This is a genomic window from Citrobacter sp. RHBSTW-00029, from assembly GCF_014104295.1.
Lineage (GTDB): Bacteria > Pseudomonadota > Gammaproteobacteria > Enterobacterales > Enterobacteriaceae > Citrobacter > Citrobacter youngae.
In genome coordinates this window covers 1,501,087-1,516,116 of record NZ_JABXRT010000001.1, presented here as the reverse complement: position 1 = coordinate 1,516,116, position 15,030 = coordinate 1,501,087, and the positions used below count along the sequence as shown (strand labels likewise).

Here is a 15,030-nt window from a genome sequence, read left to right as displayed (position 1 = left end):
CGAGCTCCAGTATCAGTAACGGATTTTCGGGTCGATTACGGCATACAGCACATCGACAATCGCGTTAAACACGATGGTCAGCGCGCCAACCAGAATAGTCAGGCTCAGTACCAGCGAGTAATCGCGGTTTAATGCGCCATTCACAAACAACTGCCCAATCCCTGGTAAACCATAGATAGTTTCAATAACCATCGAACCGGTAATAATGCCGACAAACGCGGGCCCCATATAGGACAACACCGGCAACAGCGCAGGTTTTAACGCATGGCGGAAAATAATCCGTCGCATCGGCAACCCTTTAGCACGCGCGGTCCGAATAAAGTTAGAGTGCAGCACTTCAATCATCGAGCCGCGGGTAATACGCGCAATACTGGCAATATAGGCCAGGGATAGCGCCACCATGGGCAGGATCATAAATTTCAGCGCCCCACCGTTCCAACCGCCACCGGGTAGCCATTTCAGTGTGATCGCAAATATCATGACTAATAAGGGGGCAACGACAAAACTGGGGATCACCACCCCGGTCATCGCCACCCCCATAACCGTATAATCCCAACGCGTGTTTTGCTTCAACGCGGCGATTACGCCCGCACTAACACCGATCACCACCGCCAGAATAAAGGCCGCAGCCCCCAGCTTCGCGGAAACCGGAAAGCTTGACGCGACCAGGTCATTAACGGTGTAGTCTTTATATTTAAAGGATGGTCCAAAATCACCGTGCGCCAGCTGTTTCAGATAGCTAAAGTACTGCGTTGAGATCGGATCATTAAGATGGTATTTCGCTTCAATATTCGCCAGAACTTCTGGCGGTAAGGCGCGCTCTCCGGTGAAAGGACTTCCCGGCGCAAGACGCATCATAAAGAATGAAATCGTAATAAGAATAAATAGTGTCGGAATCGCTTCCAGACAGCGGCGTAATATAAATTTCAACATTGCCCGTACCTTCTGGCGTGTGCCTTTATACCCGTCATACTTCAAGCTGCAGGTGCCTTGGCTTTGCTCGCTCACGCCAGTCACTTACTTAAGTAAGCTCCTGGCGATTCGCTGCGTTGCCGCCTTCCTGCAACGTGAATTATTTAGGGTATACCTCTCTTTGTCTAAAGAGGTATTTATAGTTCGAAGAAAAAGACACTGTAGGGCAACCTTAATCGCCCCACGTCTTGCCATTAATGCTTGATAATATACAAGTCTTTAACGTGGATATTATCCATCGGGTCTTTACCGGAGTATCCGCCTACCCAAGGTTTCACCAGACGGGCGTTGACGTAGTAGAACACCGGTACAATTGCAGAGTCTTTATCCAGCAGCTGTTCTGCTTGCGAATACAGTTCACTGCGCTGAGCATCATCAGTTGCTTTCAGGGTATCAGCAATCAACTTGTCAAATGCAGGGCTCTTATAGTGGACGGTGTTGTTGGAGCTATCGGACAGTACCATATTCAGGAAAGACGTCGGTTCGTTATAATCCGCACACCAGCCTGCGCGTGAAACATCATAGTTGCCCTGATGACGCGTATCGAGGAACGTCTTCCACTCCTGATTTTCCAGCTTCACATTCGCACCCAGATTTTTCTTCCAGATTGATGCCGCAGCGATAGCCAGCTTCTTGTGCAGATCGGAGGTGTTATACAGCAGATCAAAGGTCAACGGTTTTTCAGCGGTGAAGCCAGCTTCGGCCAGCAGTTTTTTCGCCTCTTCGTTACGTTTTTCCTGTGACCACTTGAACCACTCTGGCTCAACCAGTTTAGCGCCATCAGTATACGGCGGGGTAAAGCTATAGGCGGGCAGATCGCCCTGGTTTTTCACTTTGTTGACGATGATGTCACGATCCAGCGCCAGCTTCAGGGCGGTACGTACACGAACATCGTTGAACGGTGCTTTTTGGTTGTTAATTTCGTAATAGTAGGTGCACAGATAAGGATCAACGTGAACTTCGTTCGGGATCTCTTTTTTCAGTTTCTGGAATAACTCAATCGGCATGTTGTTATAGGTCATGTCGATTTCACCGCTGCGATAGCGGTTCACGTCAGTCACTTCAGAAGAAATTGGCAGGTATGTGACCTGGTTAATAATGGTTTTCGCGTTGTCCCAGTAGTGAGTATTACGCTCAAGTACAATACGCTCGTTGACAACCCAGTCTTTCAGTTTATAAGAGCCGTTAGAAACGATGTTAGCGGGCTGGGTCCATTTTTCACCGAATTTTTCCACCACGGCTTTAGGCACAGGGGAAAGAGAAGAGTGCACAAGGAGTTTGTAGAAATAAGGAACAGGTTCACTCAGAGTCACTTCAAAGGTATGGTCATCAATCGCTTTTACACCGAGATCGGTAACTGGCTTCTTACCAGCGATGATGTCATCAATATTGACAATATGTCCGTACTGTAAATAGCTGGCGTACGGTGAAGCAGTATTGGGGTTCGCCAGACGTTGCCAGCTATAGACGAAATCTTGTGCGGTAACAGGCGTTCCGTCAGACCATTTAGCGTCTTTACGCAGATGGAATGTCCAGACTTTAAAATCTTTATTTTCCCATTTATCAGCCACACCCGGCGATGGTTTGCCATCAACGTCACTGATTAATAAACCTTCAAATAAATCACGGCTAATGTTGGATTCCGGTACACCTTCGATTTTATGCGGATCGAGTGACTGAACTTCCGAACCATTATTACGCACCAGAGTCTGCTTCTCAGCCAACTGAACGCCTGCTGGTACCACTGCTGCTGTAGCAACATTTCCAGCGATTAGCGCAGTTAGGATCCCCGCAGCTACTAAACTTTTTTTAGTGATGTTAGTCATTGTGTTTGTACTCCCTCATTATTATGGCTGGTTTTATAACCAGACTGTTAATCCTGTCAGGATCCCTGTACGACACCGGAGATTTTCTGCCGTCAGGTGTTTTTTTGTTTACTGCTCGCTATCACCGACTTTATTTATTCTGGCGATTCGTTTGATCGCCTTGCGTCGATTATCTACGTGCCTCCCCTGCCGGAAGCACGCTATTACCCTGTTGAGAGAGATTAAATGAAAATTATTCTCATCAACGTGAAATCTTCTGCTAAATACCTGGCCGGAAAGTATCAAATGCGTTTCTTCACCGCCAATACATTTTACAGATTTGTTAACCAATTCTCTTTTATCGAAAAAAAAACGCACAACAAAAGCATTAATACAGCGATTTTTTAAAAATAAAATCAATTTATTCAATGCATTACGTGAGTCACCCGACTCATCGCCCTGTCCGGCATCGAAGAGACGTCAAAATGCACATAAATTTAACAATTGGTTATTAATTAGCACATTCATCTAAATTAGGTGCTGAAATAACTAATAACATTTCGATAATCCTTCAGCAAGCCCAAGAGTATGATGTTAATAAAATAACAATGCGGCCCTGGTTCATCTGTTCTGCTGAAAAGATAATTGTGTTGAAAATCAATACATAAAAATGCAGTGGCTATCAGCATCTTTTATTACTGCTATGGCGCGTTTCAACTTTAGTGAGAAGTATTACTGATAATGGCGGGAAACGGAGCCTGGAAGCAGCTCCGTTTATATTGATTCGGTGGATTCAGGCAAGTAAGCCCGGGAAAATGGATTTGATCCCGGTCACAATGAACTCAATGCCCAACGCCATGAGTAACAACCCCATAATACGCGTAATGACGTTGATGCCCGTTTGGCCCAGCAGGCGAACTAACCACGGCGCCATACGAAACAATCCCCAACAGCACAGCGCAAACAGCGCAATCGCCACGAAAAAGCCGAACAGATTAATAGCACTATGGTAACGCGTGCCCCAGACGATCGTTGAGCTTATTGCCCCCGGTCCCGCCATTAACGGCAGCGCTAACGGGACAACGCCAATGCTCTCGCGTATCGCCGTCTCCGACTTTTCCTGCTTGTTTTGCTTATCTTCCCCAAGTTTTCCGCTGATCATCGACATCGCGATAGTCACGACCAGGATACCACCGGCAATCCTGAACGAATCAATTGAGATACCAAACAATTGCAGAATTCCATCCCCCAGAAACAGAGAGATCCACAGAATGATAGCAACCGACAGGTTTGCCGTAAGGTTGGTTTTATTGCGTGCGGCAGCGGTCTGGTAGCTGGTCATGCTGATAAAGACAGGGATGATCCCTACCGGGTTGACCAATGCAAATAACCCAATGAAAAATTTAAAATAAACAGGAAAATCGAATAGCGTATGGATCACGGTTAGCTCCGAAGCGTTAGCCGGATAAAATGAGTCATAAAATTGATGAAATCCGCGCTGAAGATACGCCTTTTGTCAGCATACTTCACCTGCTATCTGCGTATATCTACGTAAATACGCTACCATTACTCAGTGTTATTAATATGTATTAAATATGCTAATGTTAACCTCATTCATTACATCAATTTTTTAACACTTACCAAGAAACGCTAAAAGGGCCTGCTGAAAGGTGTCAGCTTTGCGGAAATTTGATCCAGATCACGCAATTACTACTCAGAAGTGAGTAATCTTGCTTACGCCACTTGGAGGTAACGCGTTAGAGTTAAATGACGCTAACGCATAAGCTCTTTTAGTAAATCAAAGTAAAGTGGACGTTAATTAACCGTTTGATTTTCAAAACGTTATACAATTTTTCGTCGGTCTGTCTATACTCTCGTATCGAGCAGATGATTTACTAAAAAAGTTTAACATTATCAGGAGAGCATTATGGCTGTTACTAATGTCGCTGAACTTAACGCACTTGTAGAGCGCGTAAAAAAAGCCCAGCGTGAATATGCCAGTTTCACTCAAGAACAGGTTGACAAAATCTTCCGCGCCGCCGCTCTGGCAGCCGCAGACGCTCGAATCCCTCTCGCGAAAATGGCCGTTGCCGAATCCGGCATGGGCATCGTTGAAGACAAAGTGATCAAAAACCACTTTGCTTCCGAATACATTTACAATGCTTATAAAGATGAAAAGACCTGTGGTGTTCTGTCTGAAGACGACACTTTCGGTACTATCACTATCGCTGAACCGATTGGTATCATCTGCGGTATCGTTCCGACCACTAACCCGACATCTACCGCTATCTTCAAATCGCTGATCAGCCTGAAGACGCGTAACGCAATCATCTTCTCTCCACATCCGCGTGCTAAAGATGCCACTAACAAAGCGGCTGACATCGTTCTGCAGGCTGCTATCGCTGCGGGTGCACCGAAAGATCTGATCGGCTGGATCGATCAACCTTCCGTTGAACTGTCTAATGCGCTGATGCATCACCCGGACATTAACCTGATCCTTGCGACCGGCGGCCCAGGCATGGTTAAAGCAGCATACAGCTCCGGTAAACCAGCAATCGGTGTAGGTGCAGGTAACACCCCGGTTGTTATTGACGAAACTGCGGATATTAAGCGCGCGGTTGCTTCTGTTCTGATGTCTAAAACCTTCGATAACGGCGTAATCTGTGCTTCTGAACAGTCCGTTGTTGTTGTTGACTCTGTATACGATGCAGTTCGTGAACGTTTCGCTAGCCACGGCGGCTACATGCTGCAGGGTAAAGAGCTGAAAGCTGTTCAGGACGTTATCCTGAAAAATGGCGCACTGAACGCCGCTATCGTTGGTCAGCCGGCATATAAAATTGCTGAACTGGCAGGCTTCTCGGTTCCGGAAACAACTAAGATCCTGATCGGTGAAGTGAAAGTTGTTGATGAAAGCGAGCCGTTTGCTCACGAAAAACTGTCCCCGACGCTGGCGATGTACCGTGCGAAAGATTTCGAAGATGCGGTAGACAAAGCAGAGAAACTGGTTGCGATGGGTGGTATCGGCCACACTTCTTGCCTGTACACTGACCAGGACAACCAACCAGAACGCGTTGCTTACTTCGGTCAGATGATGAAAACTGCGCGTATCCTGATTAACACCCCGGCTTCACAGGGTGGTATCGGCGACCTGTACAACTTTAAGCTCGCACCTTCCCTGACTCTGGGTTGTGGTTCCTGGGGTGGTAACTCCATCTCTGAAAACGTTGGTCCTAAGCACCTGATCAACAAGAAAACCGTTGCTAAGCGAGCTGAAAACATGTTGTGGCACAAACTTCCGAAATCTATCTACTTCCGTCGTGGCTCACTGCCAATCGCGCTGGATGAAGTGATTACCGATGGTCACAAACGTGCTCTGATCGTGACCGACCGCTTCCTGTTTAACAACGGTTATGCAGACCAGATCACCTCCGTTCTGAAAGCAGCCGGCGTTGAAACCGAAGTGTTCTTTGAGGTTGAAGCTGACCCGACTCTTAGCGTTGTTCGTAAAGGTGCTGAGCTGGCTAACTCCTTCAAGCCTGACGTTATCATCGCACTGGGCGGTGGTTCCCCGATGGACGCCGCGAAAATCATGTGGGTGATGTACGAACATCCGGAAACCCATTTCGAAGAGCTGGCGCTGCGCTTTATGGACATCCGTAAACGTATCTATAAGTTCCCGAAAATGGGCGTGAAAGCGAAAATGATCGCCGTCACCACCACTTCCGGTACCGGTTCTGAAGTGACTCCGTTTGCGGTTGTTACCGACGATGCAACGGGTCAGAAATACCCGCTGGCTGACTACGCATTGACCCCAGACATGGCAATTGTCGATGCCAACCTGGTTATGGATATGCCGAAATCACTGTGTGCATTCGGTGGTCTGGATGCGGTGACTCACGCTCTGGAAGCTTACGTTTCCGTACTGGCATCTGAATTCTCTGACGGTCAGGCTCTGCAAGCGCTGAAACTGCTGAAAGAAAACCTGCCTGCGTCCTACCATGAAGGTTCTAAGAACCCGGTAGCGCGTGAGCGTGTTCACAGTGCAGCGACCATCGCCGGTATTGCGTTTGCTAACGCCTTCCTGGGTGTATGTCACTCAATGGCGCACAAGCTGGGTTCTCAGTTCCACATTCCTCACGGTCTGGCGAACGCCCTGCTGATCAGCAACGTCATTCGTTATAACGCGAACGACAACCCGACTAAACAGACTGCTTTCAGCCAGTATGATCGTCCGCAAGCGCGTCGTCGCTACGCAGAAATCGCAGACCATCTGGGTTTAAGCGCACCGGGCGACCGTACTGCGGCTAAAATCCAGAAACTGCTGGCATGGCTGGAAGAAATCAAAGCTGAACTGGGTATTCCAAAATCTATCCGTGAAGCTGGCGTTCAGGAAGCTGACTTCCTGGCACACGTCGACAAACTGTCCGAAGATGCGTTTGACGACCAGTGCACCGGTGCTAACCCGCGTTACCCGCTGATTTCTGAACTGAAACAGATCCTGCTGGATACTTACTACGGTCGTGAGTATAGCGAAGGTGAAACTGCGGCTAAAACTGAGCCAGCAGCAGCGCCTAAAGCTGAGAAAAAAGCGAAAAAATCCGCTTAATGCACTCACATAAGCTTTAGTATCTTCATAAACGGCCCTTTGGGGCCGTTTTTTTTGCCATACTCAGCGAAAATCAGACTATGCAGACGCCCGCCATCGGGGTGAAAAGGCGTAAGGGAAATAAGTGTGAGAGTGACACCAGAAGGCAATACCGCAGGGTAGCGCTTCTGGCTAAAGCAGAGACCTACCCTGCGATTTTAACTCAGCAGGAGAACAGAGGGTTAATCGTGGCTGTGACGTTCCTGAATGGCCGTCAGAGAGCCTTCAGACTGTGCTTCCTTATAATGCTTACGACACACCGATACATAGCGTTCATTTCCGCCTATAACGACCTGCTCACCTTCGTTATAAGGTCTTCCGGCCTGATCAAGGCGTAATACCATGCTGGCCTTACGGCCACAGAAACAAATCGTTTTTAATTCAACCAGCTTATCTGACCATGCAAGTAGGTATTCACTTCCGCCGAATAGCTCACCGCGAAAATCGGTGCGTAAGCCGTAACACAACACGGGAATATCCAGCTGATCAACAACCTCTGATAATTCATAAACCTGCTGTCGCGTCAGAAACTGAGACTCATCAACCAGCACGCAGTGAATTCGTTGCTGCGCGTTCTCCGCACGAATCTCCTCGAACAATGATGAATTTTGGTTAAACAATTTTGCAGGTGACGACAGGCCTATACGTGAACTTACTTTTCCCGCGCCAAAACGGTCATCAATTTCCGCTGTATATACAACGGCACGCATCCCACGTTCCTGATAATTGTATGAAGATTGCAGCAATGCCGTCGACTTGCCTGCATTCATTGCAGAATAGTAAAAATAAAGCTGTGCCATTGTGTATCGGCCCTCACCGGGGAAAATAAATATGGGCAGGATTGTATCATATTTCACAAACATGTCGGTGCAGCGTGACATCCAGGATGTATAAAAGAACGTGCGAACATCGCCCTGTTTAGTCTAAATACCTCGCAGCGCGGAAGTGTCCTTGAGTACTTTCTCAAGGGCACGATAGAGTTAAAGCACGCAGCCAAAGCACAAACAACCAGAAGTATGATGTGTATATACACATTCTTTCACAAATAGTGCTCCTGAAATTCATCAACGTCACTTATCAACACCGTGCAATAAAGAAACCCTGCCCTTATTGTTATTGCATCTAACGATAGCCACCTTGTAATAGGGGATTCCCGTAAGCAAAACTAATACAAAAGGTTGAAATCACTGCAAAGAGATACTATTTGTACACCATGAAATGTGACCTGAATCTTGAATTTTTACTCGCTGCCGCCGGGAAGCCCGCATACCAATAAGCCTTTTTTATGCCCGACATCGTCGTAAAATTAAGACAGAACAATTAATACAGACACTAAATAAAGAGCAATTTTGAATTCCTTACATTCCTGGCTATTGCACAACTGAATTTATCGCTCTATTATTAGCTCAACAAACCACCCCCAATATAAGTTTGAGATTACTACAATGAGCGAAGCACTTAAAATTCTGAACAACATCCGTACTCTTCGTGCGCAGGCGAGAGAATGTACTCTGGAAACGCTTGAAGAAATGCTGGAAAAATTAGAAGTTGTAGTTAGCGAGCGTCGCGAAGAAGAAAGCGCTGCCGCTGCTGAAGTTGAAGAGCGCACTCGTAAACTGCAACAATATCGTGAAATGCTGATTGCTGATGGTATTGATCCGAACGAACTGCTGAATAGCATGGCTGCTGTTAAGTCCGGCACCAAAGCTAAACGCGCAGCACGTCCGGCTAAATATAGCTACGTTGATGAAAACGGTGAAACTAAAACCTGGACTGGCCAGGGTCGTACACCGGCTGTGATCAAAAAAGCGATGGAAGAACAAGGTAAACAACTGGATGATTTCCTGATCAAGGAATAATTCAGAAATAGTTTGCTTAAAATCCCGCCACTGGCGGGATTTTTTTTACCCGTACTGCGCCCATCACCCTACCCAAATTAGGTATAAAAAAACGGCGCTGGATTAGCAGCGCCGTTCTGTCCTTATAATACCGCGAGGTTACTTCTTAATACCCATCTCATCTTCAAGCCATGCTTTAAATTCAGCGCCAAGCGTATTATGGCGAATACCATATTCAACGAACGCCTGCATATAGCCCAGCTTATTGCCACAGTCATGGCTTTTGCCCTTCATGTGATAGGCTTCTACCGTTTCTTTTTCGATCAGCATATCGATAGCATCGGTCAGCTGAATTTCATCACCTGCTCCCGGAGGTGTTTTTGCCAGCAGAGGCCAGATATCCGCACTGAGAACATAACGCCCCACAACGGCCAGATTAGAGGGCGCAACGTCTGCTTTCGGTTTTTCTACCACGCCAACCATCGGTACGCTTTCACCAGGCGTTAATTCAACGCCCTTGCAATCAACAACACCATAAGCCGTTACGTCTGCTACAGGCTCAACCATAATCTGGCTGCTGCCTGTTTCTTCAAAACGGTGGATCATTTCAGCAAGGTTGTCACGGGATAAATCGGATTCGTATTCGTCAAGAATAACATCCGGCAGGATGACCGCAACGGGTTCATCGCCAACAACCGGATGGGCACACAATACCGCGTGCCCCAGACCTTTTGCCAGCCCCTGACGCACCTGCATAATAGTGACATGCGGAGGGCAAATAGATTGCACTTCTTCCAGAAGCTGACGTTTTACGCGTTTTTCCAGCATCGCTTCAAGTTCAAAGCTGGTATCAAAGTGGTTTTCAATTGAATTCTTAGACGAGTGAGTCACGAGTACAATTTCAGTGATGCCCGCAGCAATACATTCGTTTACGACGTACTGAATTAATGGCTTATCAACCAACGGTAGCATCTCTTTCGGGATTGCCTTCGTAGCCGGTAACATCCTGGTTCCTAATCCCGCAACCGGGATAACGGCCTTTTTGACTTTTGAATTTAGGGCAGCCATTTAAAACTCTCCTGGACTGTTCATATATTGAACGTGTTCATCAATCTGTTTCGCATCCGAGTATATCAGTACCGCAGTAAGCTTCTGGTCTGAAAAGGACGCACGTCGGTATAATTAAGATAAATACGAATAAATCTGCCGCTGATAGTAGCACTCACAGCGTAAGGGAGGTAAACCAATTTCATTCACTCCCCTCTCGATTGTTCATTCCGCAGACAACATCAGGCGCAGGCGACCGCCTGCCCCCCAAATTTGGCACTGCCAGGATTCACAGCGATGACTTAGCTGATTCAAATACGTATTACCTAACGTGCCCAGCGGAACACCATTACTGATTTGTACGTGATGTGAACCGGTATTTAATGTCGCATTCAGCCCAGCCGATACCAGAATCAGATTTTTTAATCCACTATGGTAATACCCCACCAGCAGTGGAAACTGTCCGGGTAAATTAGCCTGACGCAGTAAATGATTCACCTGTTTCAATAACGCACCGAGCTCAGGCAAACGTTGATTCTGATGGGTGAGCTGTTCTTGCAGCAAACCATTAAACAGCGCGCGCAGTAATAATGCAGCCAGGACACCATTATCCCCGGCCCTTGTCACATCCAGACAATAGAAGGCGAGATCGTGGTCCGACAATGGAGCAATATCCAGCACCAGTCCAGGTTGATCAGCGGCGACCAACTGGCGGTAGTTGACCCGACAATGCGAGATGACCTGCGACACGGGGGGCTGCAATTCTTGCAACAGTTTTGCAGCAGCTGCAGGATCGCCCACCATCGCATCCCAGTCACGAAACAGGCGCTCTTCTTCTTCCACGCGAGAATTAAACATATTGGGATAAAGACACGCAAAAACGGTTTCTCGCAGGCGGTTAAGGTCCTTCACAGGCTTTAAAAGGACATCATCCACACCGAGTCGTAATGCTTTGGCAATATCGGCCATATTTTCCGTTGCGGAGATCACCAGAATAGGCGTCTGATCGCCACGATTACGCAGATACTCAACCAGTTTAAGGCCGTTCATTCTCGGCATAGCGAGATCGCAAATCATCAGGTCGGGGGTGAAGCGCCCCAGTAACTCCAGCGCATCAAGCCCGTCTCCCGCTACTGCTGTTGTCGCTCCCAAAGAGGAAAACCATGAATCCAGAAGCGAGCGAAATACCGGCTCATCTTCAACGATAAGAATCTGTTTTCCGACCAATGGCTGCGTCATATTCTCCCCCCTGACTGGCTTTAGTAAATAGTGGCATGCTATTGCAACTCACGCCTGTCAGAATTTGCTTAAGTGTTGATGAAAAATGCGTTAAACGTTGGTTTTTACCAGGGGCAGAAGCTCATCCATTTTCTTCTCGACCGCTAACTGCCCGGCAGCAATAGCAGCACTGGCGCGATGGAAATCCAGCGTAGATATTTGCGGACAAAACGGCTGAATCAGAATATCAGGTGGATCTCCAGCCATACGGTTGCGCTTGAGACGGTTTTCCAGAACCTGAATCGAGGTCGTCATGATCTCCATCGCCGTAGGTGCCGTGACTGCACGCCGGGCCGTAATGTTGCTCAAACGTTCTTTCAGGCGGGCATGCCATGACAGCTCATCATCATCGTTCGATTCGGTTTCACTATTGACGTTGAAGGAGAGCAGATCCTGTTGCATCAGGTGCGCATCATGTTGCAGGTCGACTGCAATAACGATATCGGCCCCCAACGCACGCGTCAGGGAGACGGGTACAGGGTTCACCACCGCGCCATCAACCAGCCAATAACCATTATGCGCCACAGGTGACATCAGGCCAGGAATACTGCAGGAGGCACGGACGGCAAGATGCAAATCACCTTCGGTAAACCAGAGTTCACGGCCCGTACTTAGATTGGTTGCGACAGTAGCAAAACGACGTGAGCATTGTTCGATAGATTCTACCGGCATGACATTCCGATACTGATTGAATACCCGTTCGCCGCGCAATAATCCGCCCCTGCGCCACGAGAGATCCATCAGGCGTAAAACATCCCAGTAACTGAAGGAGCAAACCCACTGTTCAAGCGCGGGGAGTTTGTTACATGCGTAGGCGGCTCCGACCAGTGAGCCAATGGAACACCCTGCCACAATATCAATATCAATGCCCATGTGTTTCAGGGCTTTGATCACACCAATATGCGACCAGCCGCGTGCTGCGCCGGAACCTAGCGCCAGCCCAATTTTTATTTTTCTCATTATACCTACAGACTTCCCCTGGCTTGCAGACGTAGCAACATCGCCACGGCTCAGTTAACATAGTGCCACCCTGGCGTTTTTACGCCGTTTTTTTATTCCAGGGAGTACTTTGTGTCTCAGCTTTGTCCCTGTGGTAGCGCTGTCGAGTATAGCCTATGTTGCTACCGTTATGTGTCCGGTGCACAAGTAGCACCTACGCCGTCACATCTCATGCGTTCTCGTTACTGTGCTTTTGTGATGAAAGACGCAGATTACCTCATCAAAACCTGGCATCCAGATTGTCATGCCGCCGATTTCCGGGATGACATTATTGCAGGATTTACCCATACCGAATGGCTGGGACTGACCGTTTTTGAACAGCAGACGGCAGAAACCGACAATATCGGCTATGTCAGTTTTGTCGCACGGTTTTCTGAACAGGGAAAAACAGGCGCAATTATCGAACGCTCTCGTTTTTTAAAAGAAAACGGTCAGTGGTACTATATCGATGGTACACGCCCGCAAATTGGACGAAACGATACCTGCCCTTGTGGCTCCGGTAAAAAATTTAAAAAGTGCTGCGGCTAATCAACGCCCGACAGTATCAATTATGCAAACATTCTCAACAGGATCTCCGCTGCAAATGCATTCATTACAACGAAAAGTGCTGCGTACAATTTGCCCGGACCAAAAAGGTCTGATCGCGCGCATTACTAACATCTGTTACAAGCACGAACTGAACATCGTGCAAAACAATGAGTTCGTGGACCACCGTACCGGGCGTTTTTTCATGCGCACCGAGCTGGAAGGCATTTTTAACGATGTCACACTGCTGACCGATCTGGACAGCGCGCTACCAGAAGGTTCCATTCGCGAGCTTACGCCTGCGGGACGGCGCCGCATCGTTATTTTAGTCACCAAAGAAGCCCACTGTTTGGGCGATCTGTTAATGAAGGCCAATTACGGCGGACTGGATGTTGAAATTGCCGCGGTTATCGGCAACCACGACACGCTGCGTTCCCTGGTTGAGCGTTTTGATATTCCTTTTGAGCTGGTCAGCCACGAAGGATTAACGCGTGACGAACATGACCAGAAAATGGCCGATGCTATCGACGCACATCAGCCAGACTATGTCGTGCTGGCAAAATATATGCGTGTCCTGACGCCGACATTTGTTTCTCGCTTCCCGAATAAGATTATCAATATCCACCACTCATTCCTGCCAGCGTTTATTGGTGCTCGCCCGTACCATCAGGCCTATGACCGCGGTGTGAAGATCATCGGTGCGACGGCGCATTATGTGAATGATAACCTCGATGAAGGTCCGATCATCATGCAGGACGTGATTCATGTGGATCATACCTATACCGCAGAGGATATGATGCGTGCCGGTCGTGACGTTGAAAAAAACGTATTAAGCCGCGCGCTTTATCAGGTTCTCGCGCAGCGTGTCTTTGTTTACGGTAACCGAACGATTATTCTGTAATCGATTGATAATTTTATTGGTTACCTTTACATCTTTACGCGTAAAAATCAGGCAACCAGTTCTTTTTTATCAACGGAATGCTTTACAGGGGCGCATCATTTGATATGATGCGCCCCGCTTCCAAAGGAAGCAGGCCAGTAACATAGCATTACCCCGTGGTGGGGTTCCCGAGCGGCCAAAGGGAGCAGACTGTAAATCTGCCGTCATCGACTTCGAAGGTTCGAATCCTTCCCCCACCACCATTATTCACTACAGTGATGTAGTAACCCCAATAAGCTATGCTGAAGTTTGCACTTACTGGGAAGGGTGAGAATCTTCGATTAAGGTTCGACTCGAGCGAAAGCGAGAGAACGTTGCCAGCGGCAACGGCCCGAAGGGTGAGGAGCGAAGCGACGAATAATCCTTCCCCCACCACCATCCTCAAGCTTTACCTACAATTTGAATTACCCCTGGTGGGGTTCCCGAGCGGCCAAAGGGAGCAGACTGTAAATCTGCCGTCATCGACTTCGAAGGTTCGAATCCTTCCCCCACCACCATCTTCTCTTGTAAGACTTTACTAAATCATATCTCAATGCCTTATATTCTACCCAGTCGGGAAGGATGAGAAGCTTCGACTAAGGTTCGATTCGAGCGTAGCGAGAAAGCGTTGCCGCAGGCAACGACCCGAAGGGCGAAGCGCGCAGCGCTGAGTCATCCTTCCCCCACCACCATCTTCTCCTGTAAGACTTTACTAAATCATATCTCAATGCTTTATATTCTACCCTGCCGGGAAGGATGAGAAGCTTCGACTAAGGTTCGATTCGAGCGTAGCGAGAAAGCGTTGCCGCAGGCAACGACCCGAAGGGCGAAGCGCACAGCGCTGAGTCATCCTTCCCCCACCACCATTACTTCATATATCACCAACACCAAGTCCATCTGCAATACCCCATATTCTGCCCTCAATACGTGCCAGCAATTTGCCTGAGGCGCTACGCTTATCAGGCCTACAGAGAACTGACGTCTGTGTAGGCTGGATAAGGC

11 protein-coding genes, 2 tRNA genes and 3 other RNA genes are annotated in these 15,030 nt (G+C 48.0%); 9 read left to right on the top strand and 7 right to left on the bottom strand.

Annotated elements, in window-relative coordinates:
• Nucleotides 1-12: 12 nt before the first annotated feature.
• The 3 genes from oppB to ychE form a co-directional block, all read right to left on the bottom strand.
• Nucleotides 13-933, bottom strand: coding sequence for an oligopeptide ABC transporter permease OppB (oppB, locus tag HV041_RS07425; RefSeq protein WP_005126405.1), 921 nt, complete (start codon nucleotides 931-933; stop codon nucleotides 13-15).
• Nucleotides 934-1,166: 233 nt separating this feature from the next.
• The gene (gene oppA / locus HV041_RS07420; protein WP_048211480.1) at nucleotides 1,167-2,798 is read right to left on the bottom strand and encodes an oligopeptide ABC transporter substrate-binding protein OppA; all 1,632 of its coding nucleotides are present in this window, start codon (nucleotides 2,796-2,798) and stop codon (nucleotides 1,167-1,169) included.
• Between the two features lie 772 nt (nucleotides 2,799-3,570).
• The gene (gene ychE / locus HV041_RS07415) at nucleotides 3,571-4,218 is read right to left on the bottom strand and encodes an NAAT family transporter YchE (RefSeq protein ID WP_048211478.1); all 648 of its coding nucleotides are present in this window, start codon (nucleotides 4,216-4,218) and stop codon (nucleotides 3,571-3,573) included.
• 486 nt (nucleotides 4,219-4,704) lie between these two features.
• On the opposite strand from ychE, the gene adhE reads away from it, so the two are divergent.
• Nucleotides 4,705-7,383 (top strand): bifunctional acetaldehyde-CoA/alcohol dehydrogenase, encoded by a 2,679-nt coding sequence (gene adhE, locus HV041_RS07410; RefSeq protein WP_048211477.1) that lies wholly within the window; start codon nucleotides 4,705-4,707, stop codon nucleotides 7,381-7,383.
• Between the two features lie 221 nt (nucleotides 7,384-7,604).
• Here adhE and tdk read toward each other — a convergent pair whose 3' ends face one another.
• Complete coding sequence (gene tdk / locus HV041_RS07405) at nucleotides 7,605-8,222, bottom strand: thymidine kinase (RefSeq protein ID WP_005126397.1); 618 nt, start codon at nucleotides 8,220-8,222, stop codon at nucleotides 7,605-7,607.
• 645 nt (nucleotides 8,223-8,867) lie between these two features.
• On the opposite strand from tdk, the gene hns reads away from it, so the two are divergent.
• Complete coding sequence (gene hns, locus HV041_RS07400) at nucleotides 8,868-9,281, top strand: histone-like nucleoid-structuring protein H-NS (RefSeq protein ID WP_003020723.1); 414 nt, start codon at nucleotides 8,868-8,870, stop codon at nucleotides 9,279-9,281.
• A gap of 138 nt (nucleotides 9,282-9,419) precedes the next feature.
• On the opposite strand, the gene galU is transcribed toward hns, so the two are convergent.
• The 3 genes from galU to rssA form a co-directional block, all read right to left on the bottom strand.
• The gene (gene galU, locus HV041_RS07395; RefSeq protein ID WP_121584717.1) at nucleotides 9,420-10,328 is read right to left on the bottom strand and encodes a UTP--glucose-1-phosphate uridylyltransferase GalU; all 909 of its coding nucleotides are present in this window, start codon (nucleotides 10,326-10,328) and stop codon (nucleotides 9,420-9,422) included.
• A gap of 204 nt (nucleotides 10,329-10,532) precedes the next feature.
• Nucleotides 10,533-11,546 carry a two-component system response regulator RssB gene (gene rssB, locus HV041_RS07390; protein WP_048211476.1) on the bottom strand — a complete coding sequence of 338 codons (1,014 nt, stop codon included), beginning with the start codon at nucleotides 11,544-11,546 and terminating at the stop codon, nucleotides 10,533-10,535.
• Between the two features lie 90 nt (nucleotides 11,547-11,636).
• Nucleotides 11,637-12,545 (bottom strand): patatin-like phospholipase RssA, encoded by a 909-nt coding sequence (gene rssA / locus HV041_RS07385; RefSeq protein WP_048211475.1) that lies wholly within the window; start codon nucleotides 12,543-12,545, stop codon nucleotides 11,637-11,639.
• Between the two features lie 111 nt (nucleotides 12,546-12,656).
• Between rssA and HV041_RS07380 the strand changes: the two genes are divergently transcribed.
• The 7 genes from HV041_RS07380 to HV041_RS07350 all read left to right on the top strand — a co-directional run bounded on the left by HV041_RS07380 (nucleotide 12,657) and on the right by HV041_RS07350 (nucleotide 14,894).
• A complete protein-coding gene (locus HV041_RS07380) occupies nucleotides 12,657-13,112 on the top strand; it encodes a YchJ family protein (RefSeq protein ID WP_061068013.1) in 456 nt (151 codons plus the stop codon).
• Nucleotides 13,113-13,167: 55 nt separating this feature from the next.
• On the top strand, nucleotides 13,168-14,010 hold the full coding sequence (purU, locus tag HV041_RS07375; protein ID WP_048211473.1) for a formyltetrahydrofolate deformylase: 843 nt from the start codon (nucleotides 13,168-13,170) through the stop codon (nucleotides 14,008-14,010).
• 157 nt (nucleotides 14,011-14,167) lie between these two features.
• Nucleotides 14,168-14,252: transfer RNA gene (locus HV041_RS07370), tRNA-Tyr, on the top strand.
• Between the two features lie 43 nt (nucleotides 14,253-14,295).
• Nucleotides 14,296-14,427, top strand: a non-coding RNA gene (locus HV041_RS07365) — RtT sRNA.
• A gap of 34 nt (nucleotides 14,428-14,461) precedes the next feature.
• Nucleotides 14,462-14,546: transfer RNA gene (locus tag HV041_RS07360), tRNA-Tyr, on the top strand.
• A gap of 43 nt (nucleotides 14,547-14,589) precedes the next feature.
• A non-coding RNA gene (locus HV041_RS07355) (RtT sRNA) lies at nucleotides 14,590-14,720 on the top strand.
• 43 nt (nucleotides 14,721-14,763) lie between these two features.
• Nucleotides 14,764-14,894: non-coding RNA, RtT sRNA (locus tag HV041_RS07350), on the top strand.
• Nucleotides 14,895-15,030 lie beyond the last annotated feature (136 nt).

Bases quoted from the DNA above. Each gene is read 5' to 3' on its own strand.
- oppB (WP_005126405.1), bottom strand. From the start codon at position 933: ATGTTGAAATTTATATTACGCCGCTGTCTGGAAGCGATTCCGACACTA.
- oppA (WP_048211480.1), bottom strand. From the start codon at position 2,798: ATGACTAACATCACTAAAAAAAGTTTAGTAGCTGCGGGGATCCTAACT.
- adhE (WP_048211477.1), top strand. From the start codon at position 4,705: ATGGCTGTTACTAATGTCGCTGAACTTAACGCACTTGTAGAGCGCGTA.
- tdk (WP_005126397.1), bottom strand. From the start codon at position 8,222: ATGGCACAGCTTTATTTTTACTATTCTGCAATGAATGCAGGCAAGTCG.
- hns (WP_003020723.1), top strand. From the start codon at position 8,868: ATGAGCGAAGCACTTAAAATTCTGAACAACATCCGTACTCTTCGTGCG.
- galU (WP_121584717.1), bottom strand. From the start codon at position 10,328: ATGGCTGCCCTAAATTCAAAAGTCAAAAAGGCCGTTATCCCGGTTGCG.
- rssB (WP_048211476.1), bottom strand. From the start codon at position 11,546: ATGACGCAGCCATTGGTCGGAAAACAGATTCTTATCGTTGAAGATGAG.
- rssA (WP_048211475.1), bottom strand. From the start codon at position 12,545: ATGAGAAAAATAAAAATTGGGCTGGCGCTAGGTTCCGGCGCAGCACGC.
- purU (WP_048211473.1), top strand. From the start codon at position 13,168: ATGCATTCATTACAACGAAAAGTGCTGCGTACAATTTGCCCGGACCAA.